Annotated in this window: 16 protein-coding genes; 7 read left to right on the top strand and 9 right to left on the bottom strand. The window is 70.5% G+C overall.

Going from position 1 to position 15,417, the window contains the following annotated elements; translation table 11 throughout:
• Nucleotides 1-117 precede the first annotated feature (117 nt).
• Nucleotides 118-969 carry a DUF5707 domain-containing protein gene (locus AQI94_RS40410; protein ID WP_031042907.1) on the top strand — a complete coding sequence of 284 codons (852 nt, stop codon included), beginning with the start codon at nucleotides 118-120 and terminating at the stop codon, nucleotides 967-969.
• 133 nt (nucleotides 970-1,102) lie between these two features.
• A complete protein-coding gene (locus AQI94_RS40405; RefSeq protein WP_031042909.1) occupies nucleotides 1,103-1,903 on the top strand; it encodes a hypothetical protein in 801 nt (266 codons plus the stop codon).
• 45 nt (nucleotides 1,904-1,948) lie between these two features.
• On the opposite strand, the gene AQI94_RS40400 is transcribed toward AQI94_RS40405, so the two are convergent.
• Together AQI94_RS40400 and AQI94_RS40395 are read right to left on the bottom strand one after the other, a co-directional pair.
• The gene (locus tag AQI94_RS40400; RefSeq protein ID WP_031042911.1) at nucleotides 1,949-4,342 is read right to left on the bottom strand and encodes a cation-translocating P-type ATPase; all 2,394 of its coding nucleotides are present in this window, start codon (nucleotides 4,340-4,342) and stop codon (nucleotides 1,949-1,951) included.
• A gap of 113 nt (nucleotides 4,343-4,455) precedes the next feature.
• Complete coding sequence (locus tag AQI94_RS40395) at nucleotides 4,456-4,740, bottom strand: DUF2530 domain-containing protein (RefSeq protein WP_031042913.1); 285 nt, start codon at nucleotides 4,738-4,740, stop codon at nucleotides 4,456-4,458.
• Nucleotides 4,741-4,851: 111 nt separating this feature from the next.
• Here AQI94_RS40395 and AQI94_RS40390 point away from each other — a divergent pair, with 111 nt between their 5' ends.
• The gene (locus AQI94_RS40390) at nucleotides 4,852-6,246 is read left to right on the top strand and encodes an NCS2 family permease (protein ID WP_031042916.1); all 1,395 of its coding nucleotides are present in this window, start codon (nucleotides 4,852-4,854) and stop codon (nucleotides 6,244-6,246) included.
• A 22-nt stretch (nucleotides 6,247-6,268) separates the two neighbouring features.
• On the opposite strand, the gene AQI94_RS40385 is transcribed toward AQI94_RS40390, so the two are convergent.
• Nucleotides 6,269-6,451, bottom strand: coding sequence for a hypothetical protein (locus tag AQI94_RS40385; RefSeq protein ID WP_031042922.1), 183 nt, complete (start codon nucleotides 6,449-6,451; stop codon nucleotides 6,269-6,271).
• Between the two features lie 151 nt (nucleotides 6,452-6,602).
• Between AQI94_RS40385 and AQI94_RS40380 the strand changes: the two genes are divergently transcribed.
• On the top strand, nucleotides 6,603-7,040 hold the full coding sequence (locus AQI94_RS40380; RefSeq protein WP_031042925.1) for a MarR family winged helix-turn-helix transcriptional regulator: 438 nt from the start codon (nucleotides 6,603-6,605) through the stop codon (nucleotides 7,038-7,040).
• 94 nt (nucleotides 7,041-7,134) lie between these two features.
• A complete protein-coding gene (locus AQI94_RS40375; RefSeq protein ID WP_031042928.1) occupies nucleotides 7,135-8,409 on the top strand; it encodes an MFS transporter in 1,275 nt (424 codons plus the stop codon).
• A gap of 3 nt (nucleotides 8,410-8,412) precedes the next feature.
• Here AQI94_RS40375 and AQI94_RS40370 read toward each other — a convergent pair whose 3' ends face one another.
• Nucleotides 8,413-8,943: a GNAT family N-acetyltransferase gene (locus AQI94_RS40370; RefSeq protein ID WP_031042929.1), complete on the bottom strand. Its 531-nt coding sequence runs from the start codon at nucleotides 8,941-8,943 to the stop codon at nucleotides 8,413-8,415.
• A gap of 26 nt (nucleotides 8,944-8,969) precedes the next feature.
• Between AQI94_RS40370 and thpR the strand changes: the two genes are divergently transcribed.
• Entirely contained in the window at nucleotides 8,970-9,542 is a 573-nt protein-coding gene (gene thpR, locus AQI94_RS40365; RefSeq protein WP_031042934.1) for an RNA 2',3'-cyclic phosphodiesterase, read from the top strand.
• Nucleotides 9,543-9,735: 193 nt separating this feature from the next.
• Here thpR and AQI94_RS40360 read toward each other — a convergent pair whose 3' ends face one another.
• The gene (locus AQI94_RS40360; RefSeq protein WP_031042937.1) at nucleotides 9,736-10,728 is read right to left on the bottom strand and encodes an aldo/keto reductase; all 993 of its coding nucleotides are present in this window, start codon (nucleotides 10,726-10,728) and stop codon (nucleotides 9,736-9,738) included.
• A gap of 134 nt (nucleotides 10,729-10,862) precedes the next feature.
• Here AQI94_RS40360 and AQI94_RS40355 point away from each other — a divergent pair, with 134 nt between their 5' ends.
• Nucleotides 10,863-12,455, top strand: a complete 1,593-nt coding sequence (locus tag AQI94_RS40355; RefSeq protein ID WP_031042939.1) for an amidase — start codon at nucleotides 10,863-10,865, stop codon at nucleotides 12,453-12,455.
• Nucleotides 12,456-12,461: 6 nt separating this feature from the next.
• Here the strand turns inward: AQI94_RS40355 and AQI94_RS40350 are convergent, their stop codons facing one another.
• From AQI94_RS40350 to AQI94_RS40335, 4 genes are all read right to left on the bottom strand, one after another.
• Nucleotides 12,462-13,376, bottom strand: a complete 915-nt coding sequence (locus tag AQI94_RS40350) for an RNA polymerase sigma-70 factor (RefSeq protein ID WP_031042942.1) — start codon at nucleotides 13,374-13,376, stop codon at nucleotides 12,462-12,464.
• A 23-nt stretch (nucleotides 13,377-13,399) separates the two neighbouring features.
• Nucleotides 13,400-13,783, bottom strand: a complete 384-nt coding sequence (locus AQI94_RS40345) for a DoxX family protein (RefSeq protein WP_031042945.1) — start codon at nucleotides 13,781-13,783, stop codon at nucleotides 13,400-13,402.
• 75 nt (nucleotides 13,784-13,858) lie between these two features.
• A complete protein-coding gene (locus AQI94_RS40340) occupies nucleotides 13,859-14,494 on the bottom strand; it encodes a maltokinase N-terminal cap-like domain-containing protein (protein WP_031042947.1) in 636 nt (211 codons plus the stop codon).
• Between the two features lie 13 nt (nucleotides 14,495-14,507).
• Nucleotides 14,508-15,251, bottom strand: a complete 744-nt coding sequence (locus AQI94_RS40335; RefSeq protein ID WP_031042950.1) for a GbsR/MarR family transcriptional regulator — start codon at nucleotides 15,249-15,251, stop codon at nucleotides 14,508-14,510.
• Between the last annotated feature and the right edge of the window lie 166 nt (nucleotides 15,252-15,417).

Here is a 15,417-nt window from a genome sequence, read left to right as displayed (position 1 = left end):
CCCTCCGACTTCGGCCGGTGGTCGTCAAGATTTTCTTACCCCGAGGCGCAACCATTCCCCGTACGGGTCCATCTGACCACGCGAGTCACTCGACCACTCGTCTCACGTGGGGAACACATGCGTATTCGTGCCACCGTGGCCGCCGCCTCCTGCGCCCTGGCCCTTTCCGCCCTCGCCGTCCCGGCCGCTCAGGCCACCGACGGAGGCCTCCACAAGACCACCGCCGCGGAGCGCTTCGGGCTCTCCCGGTCGACGATGAGTGCCGCCGCCGACGAGGAACAGCCGGTCGTCTCCAACGTGAAGGTCAACGGCGGCAAGAGCATCGTGGCCGGTACGACGGGCAGAACGACGTTCACCGTGTCGCTGACCGCCAGTCACTCCGCCGGTATCGAGGACGCGTACATCGACCTGTGGCACGGCCGGGACCGCGCCCACATCGACGGCGTGTTCGCCCCGAACGAGCAGAGCGCCACCTGCACCGCGGTCAACGACACGACCTCGAACTGCAAGCTCACCATCACGGTCGACGCCGGCCGCGAGCTGTACATGAACACGCTGGCCGGCACCTGGCACGTGACGGCCGCCGCGATCGCCGCCGACGAGGCCGGCAGCATCTACTGGAACGACACCTACGGCACCCACCGGCTCCAGCGCCTGTCGAAGCTCACCGCCAACGCCGCCCCCGAGCCGGTGAAGAAGGGCAAGACCATCACCGTCACCGGCAAGCTGACGCGCGCCAACTGGGAGACCCGCGTGTATGCGGGGTACTCGACCCAGCCGGTGAAGCTGCAGTTCCGGAAGAAGGACTCCGACACCTACACCACCGTGAAGACGGTCAAGACCAACACCAAGGGTGATCTGAAGACCACGGTGACGGCCACGGTCGACGGGTTCTTCCGCTGGAGCTTCGCGGGCACCTCCACCACCCCGGCGGTCAACGCCGCGGGTGACTTCATCGACGTCCGGTAGGCCGGGCCGAGGTAAAGCGTTGCGCATGTGCGGGCCAAATCACGTCCCACGCGTACAACCAGTCCCCTGCGTCATGGATCTAGAGAGTGAGTCATCAGACTCCGAGATCCTTCTCTCCTCATGGGGAACGCACATGCGCATACGCGCCCTCGTCCTCGCCGCCTCCGGCGCCGTGGCCCTTTCCGCCCTCGCCGTTCCGGCCGCCCAGGCCGCCACGGCCGGGCCCGCCGTCACCTTCTCCAACCTGAAGGTCAACAGCGGCAAGAACATCGTGGTCGGCACGACGTCGACCGTCACGGTCTCGGCGACCTACACCGTGACCAAGCCCGCGAACCTGAGCGCGAGTTCCTTCCAGACCGGGCCCGCCCTCTACCGCGGCGCCACGCTCGGCATGGACTCCGATGACCTCATCATCAGTGACGACCCCGGCACCTGCACGGCGTCCTCCTCGACGGTCCTGAAGTGCTCGGCGAAGATCAACTTCCGCCCGAAGGGCACCGACGAGGACGGCGACCTGATCAGCAGCCAGGCGGGCACCTGGAAGCTGGGCGCCCTCGCGGTCAACGCCGACGACGGGATCACCTGGCAGGGCGGCCTCGGCAGCACCCACCTCCAGCGCCGGGCCACCCTCACCGCCAACGCCTCCCCGGAGCCGGTGAAGAAGGGCAAGACCATCACCGTCACGGGCAAGCTGGCCCGCGCCAACTGGGACACCAACACCTACGCCGGGTACTCGACCCAGCCGGTGAAGCTCCAGTTCCGCAAGAAGGGCAGCAGCACCTACACGACCCTCAAGACCATCAAGACGTCGTCCACGGGCACCCTGAAGACGACGACCACCGCCACGGTCGACGGCTACTACCGCTACAGCTTCGCGGGCACGACGACGACCCCGTCCGTGAGCGCGGCGGGCGACTTCGTCGACGTCCAGTAGCACGCACCCGCCACACGGCGGCCTTGTCCCGGCTGAAGCCCGGGGCTAGGCGGAAGCGCGGCGGTCGACCCACCTCCACAGGAGTTCCAGGGCGGCCGCCGCCACCACCGAGATGCCGACCGCGATCCACGGCATCGTCAGCCCCACCAGCTTCAGGGCGAAGAAGTCCTGGAGCCAGGGCACGGCCAGCACCAGGACGAACCCGAGGCCCATCGCCGCGACCAGCGCGACGCGCCACCAGGTGTACGGGCGGGCGATGATCGCCAGCACCCACATCGAGATCAGGAACAGGGTCAGCGTCGCCGCGCTCGTCTCCGCGTCCAACGCCCCCTCGCCCGTGTAGTGGTGACGGGCGATCAGATATGTCACGAAGGTCGCGACCGCCGCCACCACCCCGCCGGGGATCGAGTACCGCATCACCCGTCGCACGAAGTGCGGTTGCGCGCGTTCCCTGTTGGGTGCGAGGGCCAGGAAGAAGGCCGGGACGCCGATCGTCAGCGTCGACAGCAGGGTCAAGTGCCGTGGCAGGAAGGGGTACTCGACCTGCCAGCACACCACGAGGACGGCCAGCAGCACCGAGTAGACGGTCTTGACCAGGAACAGGGTCGCGACCCGGGTGATGTTGCCGATGACCCGCCGGCCCTCCGCGACCACGGACGGCAGCGTCGCGAAGCTGTTGTCGAGCAGCACGATCTGCGCGACCGCCCGGGTGGCCTCGGACCCGGAGCCCATCGCCACCCCGATGTCGGCGTCCTTGAGGGCGAGCACGTCGTTGACCCCGTCACCGGTCATCGCGACGGTGTGCCCGCGCGACTGGAGGGCCCCCACCATGTCCCGCTTCTGCTGCGGGGTGACCCGCCCGAACACCGTGCCCTCGTCGAGCGCCTTCGCCATCCCGTCCGGGTCGGCGGGAAGGTCCCGCGCGTCGACCACGCCGCCCTTCAGCCCCAGCTTGGCCGCCACCGCCCCGACGGAGACCGCGTTGTCCCCGGAGACGACCTTGGCGCGGACGTCCTGTTCGGCGAAGTACCGCAGGGTGTCGGCCGCGTCGGGCCGCAGCCGCTGTTCCAGTACGACGAGGGCGGTCGGACGTGCTCCCCGGGCGAGAGCCGGATCGTCGAGGTCACGGGAGGCGCGGGCCAGCAGCAGCACGCGCAGGCCCTGCTCGTTGAGCCGCCCGGTCTCGGCGAGGGCGGGGTCGCCGGAGGACAGGAGCACGTCCGGCGCCCCCAGCAGCCAGGTGCTGGACTCGCCGTCGCCCTCGCTGAAGGCGGCCCCGCTGTACTTGCGGGCCGAGGAGAAGGGGAGCGACTCGGTGCAGCGCCACTCCTCGGCGTCCGGGTAGGCGTCGATGATCGCCTGGAGGGAGGCGTTAGGCCGCGGGTCCGACTCGCCGAGCGCGCCCAGGACCTTCCGTACGTACGACTCGTCGGCGCCGTCGAGCGTCCTGAGCCCGGTGACGTCCATGCCACCCTCGGTCAGGGTGCCGGTCTTGTCGAGGCAGACCGTGTCGACGCGGGCGAGGCCCTCGATGGCCGGGAGTTCCTGGACGAGGGCCTGTTTCCGGCCGAGCCGGACGACACCGATGGCGAAGGCGACGGAGGTCAGCAGGACCAGCCCCTCCGGGACCATCGGCACGATGCCGCCGACCGTGCGGGCGACGGAGTCCTTGAGGTCGTTGTCCTTCACGAACAGCTGGCTGACGACCAGCCCGATCGCGGTCGGCACCATCATCCACGTGACGTACTTGAGGATCGTGGAGATGCCGGAGCGCAGCTCGGAGTGGACCAGGGTGAACCGGGAGGCCTCCTCGGCGAGCTGGGCGGCGTAGGCCTCACGGCCCACCTTGGTCGCCCGGAATGCGCCGCCGCCGGCGACCACGAAGCTCCCGGACATCACCTGGTCGCCGGGCCGCTTGACCACCGGGTCGGCCTCGCCGGTCAGCAGGGACTCGTCGATCTCCAGGCCGTCGGCCTCCGCGACCACCCCGTCGACCACGGCCTTGTCGCCGGGCCCGATCTCGATCACGTCGTCGAGGACGATCTCCGAGGTGCTGACCTCGGTCGCGGCCCCGTCCCGCCGTACCGTCGGTCTCGCTTCGCCGATCACCGCGAGCGAGTCGAGGGTCTTCTTCGCCCGCCACTCCTGGATGATGCCGATCCCGGTGTTGGCGAGGATGACGTACCCGAACAGGCTGTCCTGGAACGGCGCGACGAACAGCATGACCAGCCACAGCACACCGATGATCGCGTTGAACCGGGTGAAGACGTTCGCCCGGACGATCTCCGCCAGGGTCCGGCTGCTGCGCACCGGGACGTCGTTGACCTCGCCCCGCCGCACCCGCTCGGCGACCTCGGCCGCGGTCAGACCGCCCGCCGGTGCCGGGAGCGTCGTGGGGTGCACAGGGTCGAGTTCGGCGCCCGCGTCGGTGTGCGTCATGCATTCGACGGTACGTGCGGTTTTGCGGCTTCACCCGCCGAGTGACCGGAAGTTCCGACCTGGGGAGGAGACGGGAACGGGGCGAGTGATGCCGTGGTACTACGGGGTGCTCGTCACTCGGCAGCAGGGCCGGCGGCGGCATCCGTGCCGCCCGCCTTCCTGATCGCGGCGTCCCGCTTGCGCACGTACCAGGTGCCGTACAGCCCGAGCACGCCGCCGGCCAGGCAGGTCCACAGCCACCAGGTGTGGTCGTGGTCCTCGAACCAGCCGTAGAAGGGGAGCTGCACGAGGAAGAGGACGAACCACAGGATCGTGCCGCCGGTGACCGTGGCGACCACGGGGCCCTCCAGGGGCTCCGGCGCCTCGTGCTTGAAGGATCCCGAAGAGAACACGTCCATGGGGACAGCTTACGAGGCGATCACATCTACGCGCGGAGATGGCCCCACCGACCTCATACGTTCATACTGAAACGGTTTCTGTCTGTCCACTTCTGCTCGTAGGAACATCCAATGCCGACCGCCCTCGACCGCTACTTCAAGATCTCCGAGCGGGGCAGCTCCCTGCCGCGCGAGATCCGGGGCGGCTTCGCCACGTTCTTCGCGATGGCCTACATCATCGTGCTGAACCCGATCATCCTCGGCAGCGCCAAGGACATGTACGGCCATCAGCTGGACAACGGCCAGCTGGTCACCGCGACGGCCGTGACCGCCGCCTTCACCACGCTCCTCATGGGCGTGGTCGGCAACGTCCCGATCGCGCTGGCCGCGGGACTCGGCGTGAACTCCGTCGTCGCGCTCCAGCTCGCGCCCCGGATGTCCTGGCCGGACGCGATGGGCATGGTGGTGCTGGCCGGCTTCATCGTGATGCTGCTGGTCGCCACGGGTCTGCGCGAGCGCGTGATGAACGCGGTGCCCTTCGGCCTGCGCAAGGCGATCTCCATCGGTATCGGCCTGTTCATCATGCTGATCGGGCTCGTGGACTCCGGCTTCGTCTCCCGCATCCCCGACGTCGCCCAGACCACCGTCCCGCTCCAGCTCGGCGCCGACGGCCACCTCAACGGCTGGCCGGTCCTGGTGTTCATCCTGGGCGCCCTGCTCACCCTCGCCCTCATCGTGCGCAAGGTGCCCGGCGCGATCCTGATCTCGATCGTCACCATGACGGTCCTCGCGGTGATCATCGAGGCCGTCGCCAAGGTCCCGTCCTGGGGGCTCACGGTCCCGAAGTGGCCCGGCAACCCGGTCGCCACCCCCGACTTCGGTCTGATCGGCAAGGTCAGCCTGTTCGGCGGCTTCGACAAGGTCGGCGTGCTGACCGGCATCCTCTTCGTCTTCACGGTCCTGCTGTCGTGCTTCTTCGACGCGATGGGCACGATCATGGGCGTCTCCGACGAGGCCAAGCTCACCGACGCCCAGGGCCAGATGCCCGGCATCAACAAGGTCCTCTTCGTGGACGGCCTCGCGGTCGCCGCGGGCGGCGCGAGCTCCTCCTCGGCCACCACGGCCTTCGTGGAGTCCACGGCCGGCGTCGGCGAGGGCGCCCGCACCGGCTTCGCGAACCTGGTCACCGGCGGGCTCTTCACCGTGGCCCTCTTCCTGACGCCCGTCGCCACGATGGTCCCGTCCCAGGCCGCGACCCCCGCGCTGCTCGCGGTGGGCTTCATGATCCTGGCCAACTCGGTCGGCGACATCGACTGGGCCGACTGGACCATCGCGATCCCGGCCTTCATCACCATGGTGATGATGCCGTTCACCTACTCGATCACCAACGGCATCGGCATGGGCTTCATCACCTTCGTGGTGCTGCGCCTGGCGGCCGGCCGGGGCCGGGAGGTCCCGGTTCCCCTGTACGTCGTCGCCGCGGTCTTCGGCTTCTACTACCTGATGCCGGCGCTGGGTCTGACGTGACGCGTCCTCACGTGACCCGCCCTCACGTGACCCCGTAGAACTTCTCGGTCTCGTCGACGGCGCTCTGGAACCGCTCGTCGAAGTCGTCTCGGATGAGCGTTCGGATCACATAGTCCTGGACGCTCATCCCCCTTTTGGCCGCATGGTCCCGGAGCCGCTCGAGCAGCTCCCCGTCTATCCGCAGGCTGAGCACGCTGGTCCCCATGAAGACGAGGGTCGCCGCCCATGCCGGGCGGCGTTCACGTTCCGCCACCGACTCACTCGTACGGGTGAAGATCGGGTTTCAGTGGCCGGAGTCACGGGAATCCCCGTGCGCGCCAGCTTGTTTAGCGAGAGTAATGAGTTACGCTAAAGAGATGCCGGACCTAACCCATGGCGACGACGTTGCCGCCGTGAACTCCCTGCGATCAGCCGTGATGCGACTGTCCCGTCGGCTCAAGCACCAGCGGGTCGACGAGTCACTGAGCCCCACCGAGATGTCGGTGCTGGGCACCCTCTCCATCTGCGGCAAGGCCACCCCGGGTGAGCTCGCCCGCAAGGAGCACGTCCAGCCGCCGTCGATGACCCGCATCGTGGCGCTGCTGGAGGCCAAGGGACTCGTCCGGCTGGAGCCGCACCCCGAGGACCGGCGCCAGAAGGTCGTCTCCAAGACCGAGCAGGCCGAGGCCATGCTCGCGGAGTCCCGCGCCAAGCGGAACGCCTTCCTGGCCACCCTGGTCGACGGCCTCGACGAGGACGAGTGGGCGAAACTGCGCGAAGCCGCCCCCGTGCTGGAGAAACTCGCACACCTGTAAGCCACAAAGAGGAGGCGAACGCACTTTGAGTACGGGACCCGGAGCAGACTCCGCCCCCGCACCGATCCCTTCTACCTCGTCCCGCAAGTCATCCATGTTCAGCTCGCTGAAGGTCAGGAACTACCGCCTGTTCTTCGCCGGGCAGGTCGTCTCCAACATCGGCACCTGGATGCAGCGCATCGCCCAGGACTGGCTGGTGCTCAGCCTCACCGGCTCCGCCACCGCCGTCGGCGTCACGACGGCCCTGCAGTTCCTGCCGATGCTGCTCTTCGGCCTCTACGGCGGTGTCCTCGTCGACCGGCTGCCCAAGCGCCGCGCGCTGCTGTTCACCCAGTCCGCGATGGGCGCCACCGGTATCGCGCTCGCCGTCCTCACCCTGAGCGGCCACGTCCAGGTCTGGCACGTCTACCTCGCCGCCTTCGCCGTGGGCCTCGCGACGGTCGTCGACAACCCGGCCCGCCAGTCGTTCGTCTCCGAGATGGTCGGCCCCGACCAGCTCCAGAACGCGGTCAGCCTGAACTCCGCGAACTTCCAGTCCGCCCGCCTGATCGGCCCCGCCGTCGCGGGCGTCATGATCACCGGCGTGGGCACCGGCTGGGCGTTCCTCGCCAACGGCCTGTCCTTCGTCGCCCCGCTGGTCGGCCTGCTGATGATGCGGGCACGTGAGCTGTACGTCGTCGAGCGCGCCCCGCGCGGCAAGGGGCAGCTGAGGGAGGGTCTGCAGTACGTGGCCGGGCGGCCTGAGCTGATCTGGACCATCGTCCTGGTCGGCTTCGTGTCCACCTTCGGCTTCAACTTCCCCGTCTACCTCTCGGCCTTCGCCGACGACGTCTTCCACGCGGGCGCCGGCTCCTACAGCCTCTTCAACACCGTGATGGCGGTCGGCTCCCTGGCCGGGGCCCTGCTCGCGGCCCGGCGGGGCACCGCCAAGATGCGGGTGCTGGTCGTGGGCGCGGTGGCCTTCGGCACGCTGGAGATCGTGGCCGCGATCGCCCCCTCGCTGTGGCTGTTCGCCCTGCTCATGGCCCCCATCGGGATGTTCGGGATGACGGTCAACGTCACCGCGAACACCAGCGTGCAGATGGGCACCGACCCGGCCATGCGGGGCCGCGTGATGGCCCTGTACATGATGGTGTTCATGGGCGGCTCCCCGATCGGCGCGCCGATCGCGGGCTGGATCACCGACGCGTACGGCGTCCGCGCCGGCCTCGCGGCCGGCGGCGCGATCGCCGCGGCGGCGGCCGTGACGATCGGCCTGGTCCTGGCCCGCGTCGGCAACCTGCGGCTGTCGGTCGGCTGGAACCGCGGCCACCCGCATGTCCGGTTCGTGCCGCGCGAGGCACGGGAGCAGCTGGCCGCGGCGGCCTGAGTCCTACGGCCTCACGCGCATGGCCAGCACCTGGCCCGGCCAGTCGTTGTTCGCCCCGGCGGTGTACGTCTCCGTCGGGGCGAAGCCGTTGGCCTCGTAGTAGGCGACCAGCTTGCGGTCGTCGCCCGCGTAGCAGTCCACCCGCAGCAGGGCGACGCCCGCGCGCCGGGTCTGTTCGGCGGCGTGCGCGAGGAGGGCGCTGCCCACGCCGTGGCCCTTGAAGCGGCGGTCGGAGGCGAGCCAGTGGATGTACCGCTCGGGCTCGCCGGGCGGCGGGAGACGGTCCAGATAGGCGCCGGGCGAGTCGGTGAGGGTCAGGGTCGCGGCCGGCACCCCGTCGGCCTCGGCGACGAACAGGCTGCCCTCGTCGATGTACCGGGCCACGGACTCCACGGTCCTCGGGTTCGCGGACAGCGGCTCGGTCCCCCACTGACCGGGACGTCCCTGCGCGACCAGCCACTCCACGCAGCTGTCGAGCATGCCGAGGATCACGGGTATGTCGTCGGGCCCGCCGTCCCTGATGCTGATCTCCATGCCCCCATGGTGACAGGCTGACCCCCATGAGACTCTTCGCCGCGGTACTGCCCCCGCAGGACGTGACCGACGAACTCGCTTCGAAGGTGGCCGAGTTGAGGCGGCTCCCCGGAGCGTCCGAGCTGCGCTGGACCGGCGTTCCCGGGTGGCACTTCACCCTCGCCTTCTACGGTGAGGTCGACGAGGACCTCGTACCGGAGCTGTCGGAGCGGCTGGAGCGGGCGGCACGGCGTACTCCCCGCTTCCCACTGGCCGTGCGCGGCGGCGGGCAGTTCGGGCACGGGCGGGTGCTGTGGGCCGGGGCCTGCGGCGAGCTGCCGGCCCTGCGGTTGCTCGCCGAGCGGGCGGAGGCCGCGGGCCGGAAGGCCGGGGTGGAGATGGGGGAGCACCGGCGGTACAAGGCCCACCTGACCGTGGCCCGGAGCCGGGAGGCGGTGGATGTGGGGCCGTGCCTGGACGTGCTCGACGGGTTCACCGGTCGTACCTGGACGGTCGAGGAGCTTGCGCTGGTCCGGAGCAACCTGCCGACGTCGGGGGTGGCGGGGGAACAGCCCCGGTACGAGGTGGCCGGGCGCTGGGCGCTCGGCGGGGACGGTTAGGCTCGACGCGTGGACCCGAAGACACGGAACCGGATCATGGCCGGTGTGCTGGTGATGATGTTCGTCGTTGTTGCTCTCGCTGCGGCGCTCGGCAGGTAGGCGGGGGAACCGCGGCCGGTTCTCCGGCTGCTGCGCCCCCGGGGCCGGTCGCGCCCGCGGGGGCGGAGCCCCGGATCGACTCCGCCCCGCGCCCCTACCAGGCGAAGGCCTCCGGGGACGGGCCCGGGCCCGGGAAGATCTCGTCCAGGCTCGTCAGGACCTCCTCGCCCAGCTCCAGCTCGACCGCCCTGATCGCCGACTCCAGCTGCTGGGCCGTGCGCGGGCCGACGATCGGGCCCGTCACGCCGGGACGGGTGAGCAGCCAGGCCAGGGCCACCTCGCCGGGCTCCAGGCCGTGCTTCTCCAGCAGGTCCTCGTACGACTGGAGGCGGGCGCGGGCGGCCGGGTCGGCGAGTGTGTCGGCGGCGCGGCCGGAGGCGCGGCGGCCGCCCTCGGCCTCCTTCTTGATGACACCGCCGAGCAGGCCGCCGTGCAGGGGCGACCAGGGGATGACACCGAGGCCGTACTCCTGCGCGGCCGGGATGACCTCCATCTCGGCGCGGCGCTCGTAGAGGTTGTACAGGCACTGCTCGCTGACCAGGCCGATGGTGCCGCCCCGCCGGGCGGCGATCTCGTTGGCCTGGGCGATCTTGTAGCCGGGGAAGTTGGAGGACCCGACGTACAGGATCTTGCCCTGCTGGACCAGGGTGTCGATCGCCTGCCAGATCTCCTCGAAGGGGGTGGCGCGGTCGACGTGGTGGAACTGGTAGATGTCGATGTAGTCCGTCTGGAGGCGCTTGAGCGAGGCGTCGACGGCCCGGCGGATGTTGACCGCGGAGAGCTTGTCGTGGTTCGGCCAGGCCTCGCCGTCCGCGGCCATGTTGCCGTAGACCTTGGTGGCGAGGACGACCTTGTCGCGGTGGGCGGCGCTCTTCGCGAACCAGTTGCCGATGATCTCTTCGGTACGGCCCTTGTTCTCGCCCCAGCCGTACACATTGGCGGTGTCGAAGTAGTTGATTCCCGCGTCGAGAGCCGAGTCCATGATCGCGTGGGAGTCGGTCTCGTCGGTCTGCGGGCCGAAGTTCATGGTGCCGAGGACGAGTCGGCTGACCTTGAGTCCGGTGCGTCCGAGCTGCGTGTACTTCATGACTCCTCAGCCAACGCCTTCGAGTGCGCTCAAGGCAAGCACCTGCTTGTGGGGGGATTGCTCCCGTATGGAATCGGGGGACAGCCGGAGGGAGCCGGAGCGGTTCCGTCTCTAGCGTGCAGTACATGACACGCATGGAGGGGAGCCGCGCCACGCGGCGGAACGTGCTGGCGCTCGGCACCGCGGCGGCGGCCACGCCCTGGCTGGGCACCGCCCCGGCCCGGGCCGACACGGCGGGCGGGGAGTTCGACGAGCTGGGCATCACCGAGCTGCGCGGGCTGATGGACAGGGGACGGCTCGACGCAGAGCGGCTCACCCGCTCCTACCTGGAGCGGATCGAGCGCATCGATCCGCTCCTGCACGCGGTGATCGAGGTCAACCCCGACGCCATGCGCGAGGCCCGGCGGCTGGACGCGAGCGGCGGCCCCCGGGGCCCGCTGCACGGCATGCCCGTGCTGCTGAAGGACCTGGTCGAGACCGCGGACCGGATGTACACCACGGCCGGTTCGCTCGCCCTGGAGGGGCTGCGGCCCTCGCGGGACGCCACGGTCGCCGCCCGGCTGCGGGCCGCCGGTGCCGTCGTCCTCGGCAAGACCAACCTCAGCGAGTGGGCGGGCGGCCTCTCCCTCACCCACCACGCCGGGTGGAGCGCGCGCGGCGGCCAGACCCGCAACCCGTACAAGCTGGACCGCTCGCCCAACGAGTCCAGCTCCGGCACCGGTGCCGCCGTCGCGGCCAACCTGTGCGTCGCCGGCATCGGCACCGAGACCAACGGCTCGATCATCGACCCGTCGTCGGCGAACTGTGTCGTCGGGGTCAAGCCGACCGTCGGACTGGTCGGCCGGGGCGGGGTGATCCCCGGGGTGCCCAGTCAGGACAGCGTGGGGCCCATGGCCCGCACGGTCCGGGACGCGGCGATCATGCTCGGCACGCTGGTCGGGGTCGACGGGAGGGACCCGGCCACGACGGCGAGTCGGGGGCACTTCCACCGCGACTACACCCGTTTCCTGGACGCGGACGGGCTGCGCGGGGCGCGGATCGGCGTCCCGCGGACCGTCTACTTCGGGTACAGCGACCACGCCGACGAGATCGCGGAACGCGCGATCGGGGTGCTGCGCGCGGCCGGAGCGGTGATCGTCGACCCGGCGGACATCCCCACGGCCGAGCAGCTGGAGGACCTGCCCGGCGCGATGGTCGTCCAGGCCTACGAGTTCAAGCGCGCGCTGAACACGTACCTGGCCGCAGCCGGCGGTGAACACCCGCGCGACCTGCGGGAGTTGATCGCCTTCAACCGCGAACACGCCGACCGCGAGCTGCGCTTCGTACGGCAGGACGGTCTGGAGGCGGTGGAGCGGCTGGACTTCTCGGAACGGGAGTACGAGGAGGCGCTGGCCGCCAACCACCGCCTGTCCCGCGCGGAGGGCATCGACGCGGTGCTGCGCCGGCACCGCCTCGACGCCCTCGTGATGCCGACGACCGGTCCTCCGGCCAAGATCGACCTGGTCCGGGGGGACACGTACGGCGGCGGCGCGTCCACGCCCGCGGCGCTCGCCGGGTACCCCGCGGTCAGCGTGCCCGCGGGCTTCGCCTTCGGCCTGCCGGTGGGGGTGACGTTCATGGGGACGGCCTGGAGCGAGCCGGTGCTGCTGCGGCTCGCGTACGCGTACGAGCGGGCGAGCCGGGTGCGGCGGGTGCCGGGGTACCGGGGAGCGGACGTGGGGTTCTGACCCGGCTCAGGGGGGACTCGCCCGGACCTCCCGGTGGATCGCCCACGCGTCGGCCACCGGGCCCACGTGGCGGAGCTTGTCGGGGTTGATCACCGTGCGGATCGTCTGGACACGGCCGTCGAGGACGTCCAGGGTCAGGGTGTGCAGGACCCTGCCGTCACGGTCGTAGAAGACCGCTCCGGGCTGGCCGTTGAGCTCGTGCGGCTCGAAGGTCACCTCGATCCGGGCCATCCGCGGGTAGACCGAGCCGAGCAGCCGGGCCACGTTCCGCGCCCCGGCGACCGCCCTGGCCAGCTGCGGTGCCTTGCCGCCGCCGTCGCCGACCATGGACACGTCGGCGGCGAGGAGGCCCTGGAGTCCGTCCACGTCTCCCTCGCGCAGGGCGTCGAAGAAGCGGGACGCCAGTTCCTCGCGCTCGGCACGGTCCGCCCCGAAGCGGGGACGGCCTGCCGCCATGTGGCGCCGGGCCCGGGAGGCCAGTTGGCGGCAGGCCTGCTCGGAGCGACCCACCGCCGACGCGACCTCGGGGAAGCCGAAGTCGAAGACCTCCCGCAGGACGAAGACCGCGCGCTCCAGCGGGCTCAGCCGCTCCAGCAGCAACAGGGCCGCCGTCGAGACCGAGTCGGCCAGCTCCGCCGCCCGCGCGGGGTCGTCGTAGGGGTCGTCGAGGAGGGGCTCGGGGAGCCAGTCGCCGACGTACTGCTCGCGGCGGACGCGCGCCGAGCGCAGGACGTCGATCGCGATCCGGGTCACCGTGGTCGAGAGGTAGGCCTTCACCGACCTCGGCTCGGTCGCGGCGGCCTCGTAGCGCAGCCAGGTCTCCTGGACGGCGTCCTCGGCCTCGCCCACGCTGCCGAGGATCCGGTAGGCGATCGAGAACAGCAGTGGCCGCAGCTCCTGGAACTCCTCGGTCCTGCTCATTCCTCTTCCTGGGTCGTCGTGGGTCAGCCGGTGAAGGACTCGGGGCCGAAGCGGCCCCACGCGACGAACACCGCGAGGGCCAGGTAGGCCAGGTTCAGCACGACGAGCGCCGACTCGCCGCGGCGCCCGTGGGTGATCATCGCGCCGATCATCAGAAGGATCCAGCAGACGGCGGTCACGGGCACCAGGACCGGTGCGATCCCGAGCGCGGCGGTCAGTACCAGGCCCGCCGCGGCCAGGATCTCAAGGACCCCGAGGGTCTTGACGAAGACCGGGCCGACGTCCCCCGTCCATCCTCCGCCGTGCACCGCGGCCAGCTTCTCCCGGGGCACGAAGGTCTTGGTGACCCCGCCGGTCAGGGCCACGGCGGCCAGCAGTCCGGCGGCGATCCACAGCGCGAGATTCATCGTCCACTCCTTGGTCGAGGTGATGCCTTCACCTCTCGGGACGAGACAGCCGTCCTTGCTGTGACACCCCCGGTCTCAGGGAGTGCGCAGGCTCGCGAACACGGCCCTGACGCGGCTGCCGTCCGGTGCGTCCCAGGCGCCGGAGACCTGGCCGGTCGCTCCCTCGGGGGCGGTGGGGAGCGGGCGCCGGTGCAGGCGGAGGACCGTGCCGTCCGGGAGCGGGAGCCCGGTGCCGTCCTGGTCGTCGGTGACCTCGACGGTCCCCTCGGCCGAGGGGAGCCCGGGGCCGTCGTAGGAGCGGGTGACCTCGTGGTCGGGGGTGTCGCTGATGCTCTGGGCCATGGCCTGGGCGCGGCCCTCGAACAGAGCGAGGAGCTCCGTGCGCAGGACCGGGTCGTGGATGCCGTCGTAGGCCCAGCGCGCGCCCAGCACGCCGTGCTCCATCGTGCCGACGAGGGCGTGCCCGGCGCCGGGGAGCGGGGCGGCGCGGTAGGTGAGCGGGACCAGATAGGCGACGTGCTCGGAGCCGGAGGAGTCGACGGCCACCATGAACTCGATCCCGACCTCGCCCTCAGGGTCGTCCAGCCGGAAGCCGCCGGCCCGGGTCAACTCGGGTGTGCCGGTGCCGGTGTACCAGGGGCGGGTGGGCAGCCAGGCGGTGAGCAGTTCCAGCTTGGTGGGCTTGAGGGTGGTGTTGTGGATGATCGCCATGCGGCGGATTCTGTCAGTCGGCCCCGGGGGAGTTCATCGGTTTTGACTCCGGTTTCGTGTGCAGGACCTCGCGGGCCTGGTCCGCGGCGCGGGTGAGGCTCTCGGAGACGAAGTCGAGGAAGCGGGCGATGTTCTCCAGGCGGACGGCGGCCGGGGTGTCCCGGCCGAGGACGCCCACGCCCTGCCGTGCGGTCTCGGCGAGCTGTATGGTGCCGCGGGCGCTGGCGATCATGGACTGGTACCAGACGTCGTCGTCCGCGATGTAGCGCTCGCGACGCCGGTCGTCGCGTTCCCGCCGGACCAGGCCCTGGTTCTCCAGGTAGCTGATGGCCTTGGAGACGGACGCCGGACTGACCTCCAGGCGCTGGACGAGCTCGGCGGCGGTGAGGCTGCCGGTGTCGCTCGTGTAGAGGCAGGTCAGCACCCTCGCCATCATCTTGGGCGCGCCCGTCTGCATGAGGACGGTGGTGAACGTCTCCTCGTAATCCCGCACCGCCTCGGGATCGCGGCCGTGGACCGGTTCGGGGGTCTGGGTCCCCCGGGGCGCGGCCTGCCGGCGGCGGTGGGAGCGGCGTTCGGCGGCGCGGTGGGCCAGGTCGGCGCGGTAGCCGGTGGGGCCGCCGTTGCGCATGACCTCACGGGTGACGGTCGAGGTGGGGCGCTCAAGGCGGCGGGCGATCTCCGCGTAGGCGAGGCCGTCGGCCACTCCCAGCGCGATCTGCTGCCGTTCCTGCTGGGTGAGTCTGCCTCCCGGCATCGCGGTCTCCTTCGTGGTTCCTGGTGCCCGCAGCATAGCGTTCACTTCTCATGCATTGCAACGGTTGCGCGACTGCCGTTGCGTTACTTTCTGATCCGTTGCAATGAAATAGCGGACTCCACCTGTAGTTATTGCCGAGTGATGCAACAAGTACGTTGCCGGAACC

It is taken from the genome of Streptomyces pseudovenezuelae (genome assembly GCF_001513955.1).
In the GTDB taxonomy this organism is placed as follows: Bacteria; Actinomycetota; Actinomycetes; order Streptomycetales; family Streptomycetaceae; genus Streptomyces; species Streptomyces pseudovenezuelae.
The sequence above is the reverse complement of the archived record's forward strand: the minus strand, read 5'-3'. Positions and strand labels throughout refer to the sequence as shown.

Coding starts and splice junctions, on each gene's coding strand:
- AQI94_RS40410 (WP_031042907.1), top strand. CDS start 118: ATGCGTATTCGTGCCACCGTGGCCGCCGCCTCCTGCGCCCTGGCCCTT.
- AQI94_RS40405 (WP_031042909.1), top strand. CDS start 1,103: ATGCGCATACGCGCCCTCGTCCTCGCCGCCTCCGGCGCCGTGGCCCTT.
- AQI94_RS40400 (WP_031042911.1), bottom strand. CDS start 4,342: ATGACGCACACCGACGCGGGCGCCGAACTCGACCCTGTGCACCCCACG.
- AQI94_RS40395 (WP_031042913.1), bottom strand. CDS start 4,740: ATGGACGTGTTCTCTTCGGGATCCTTCAAGCACGAGGCGCCGGAGCCC.
- AQI94_RS40390 (WP_031042916.1), top strand. CDS start 4,852: ATGCCGACCGCCCTCGACCGCTACTTCAAGATCTCCGAGCGGGGCAGC.
- AQI94_RS40385 (WP_031042922.1), bottom strand. CDS start 6,451: ATGGGGACCAGCGTGCTCAGCCTGCGGATAGACGGGGAGCTGCTCGAG.
- AQI94_RS40380 (WP_031042925.1), top strand. CDS start 6,603: ATGCCGGACCTAACCCATGGCGACGACGTTGCCGCCGTGAACTCCCTG.
- AQI94_RS40375 (WP_031042928.1), top strand. CDS start 7,135: ATGTTCAGCTCGCTGAAGGTCAGGAACTACCGCCTGTTCTTCGCCGGG.
- AQI94_RS40370 (WP_031042929.1), bottom strand. CDS start 8,943: ATGGAGATCAGCATCAGGGACGGCGGGCCCGACGACATACCCGTGATC.
- thpR (WP_031042934.1), top strand. CDS start 8,970: ATGAGACTCTTCGCCGCGGTACTGCCCCCGCAGGACGTGACCGACGAA.
- AQI94_RS40360 (WP_031042937.1), bottom strand. CDS start 10,728: ATGAAGTACACGCAGCTCGGACGCACCGGACTCAAGGTCAGCCGACTC.
- AQI94_RS40355 (WP_031042939.1), top strand. CDS start 10,863: ATGGAGGGGAGCCGCGCCACGCGGCGGAACGTGCTGGCGCTCGGCACC.
- AQI94_RS40350 (WP_031042942.1), bottom strand. CDS start 13,376: ATGAGCAGGACCGAGGAGTTCCAGGAGCTGCGGCCACTGCTGTTCTCG.
- AQI94_RS40345 (WP_031042945.1), bottom strand. CDS start 13,783: ATGAATCTCGCGCTGTGGATCGCCGCCGGACTGCTGGCCGCCGTGGCC.
- AQI94_RS40340 (WP_031042947.1), bottom strand. CDS start 14,494: ATGGCGATCATCCACAACACCACCCTCAAGCCCACCAAGCTGGAACTG.
- AQI94_RS40335 (WP_031042950.1), bottom strand. CDS start 15,251: ATGCCGGGAGGCAGACTCACCCAGCAGGAACGGCAGCAGATCGCGCTG.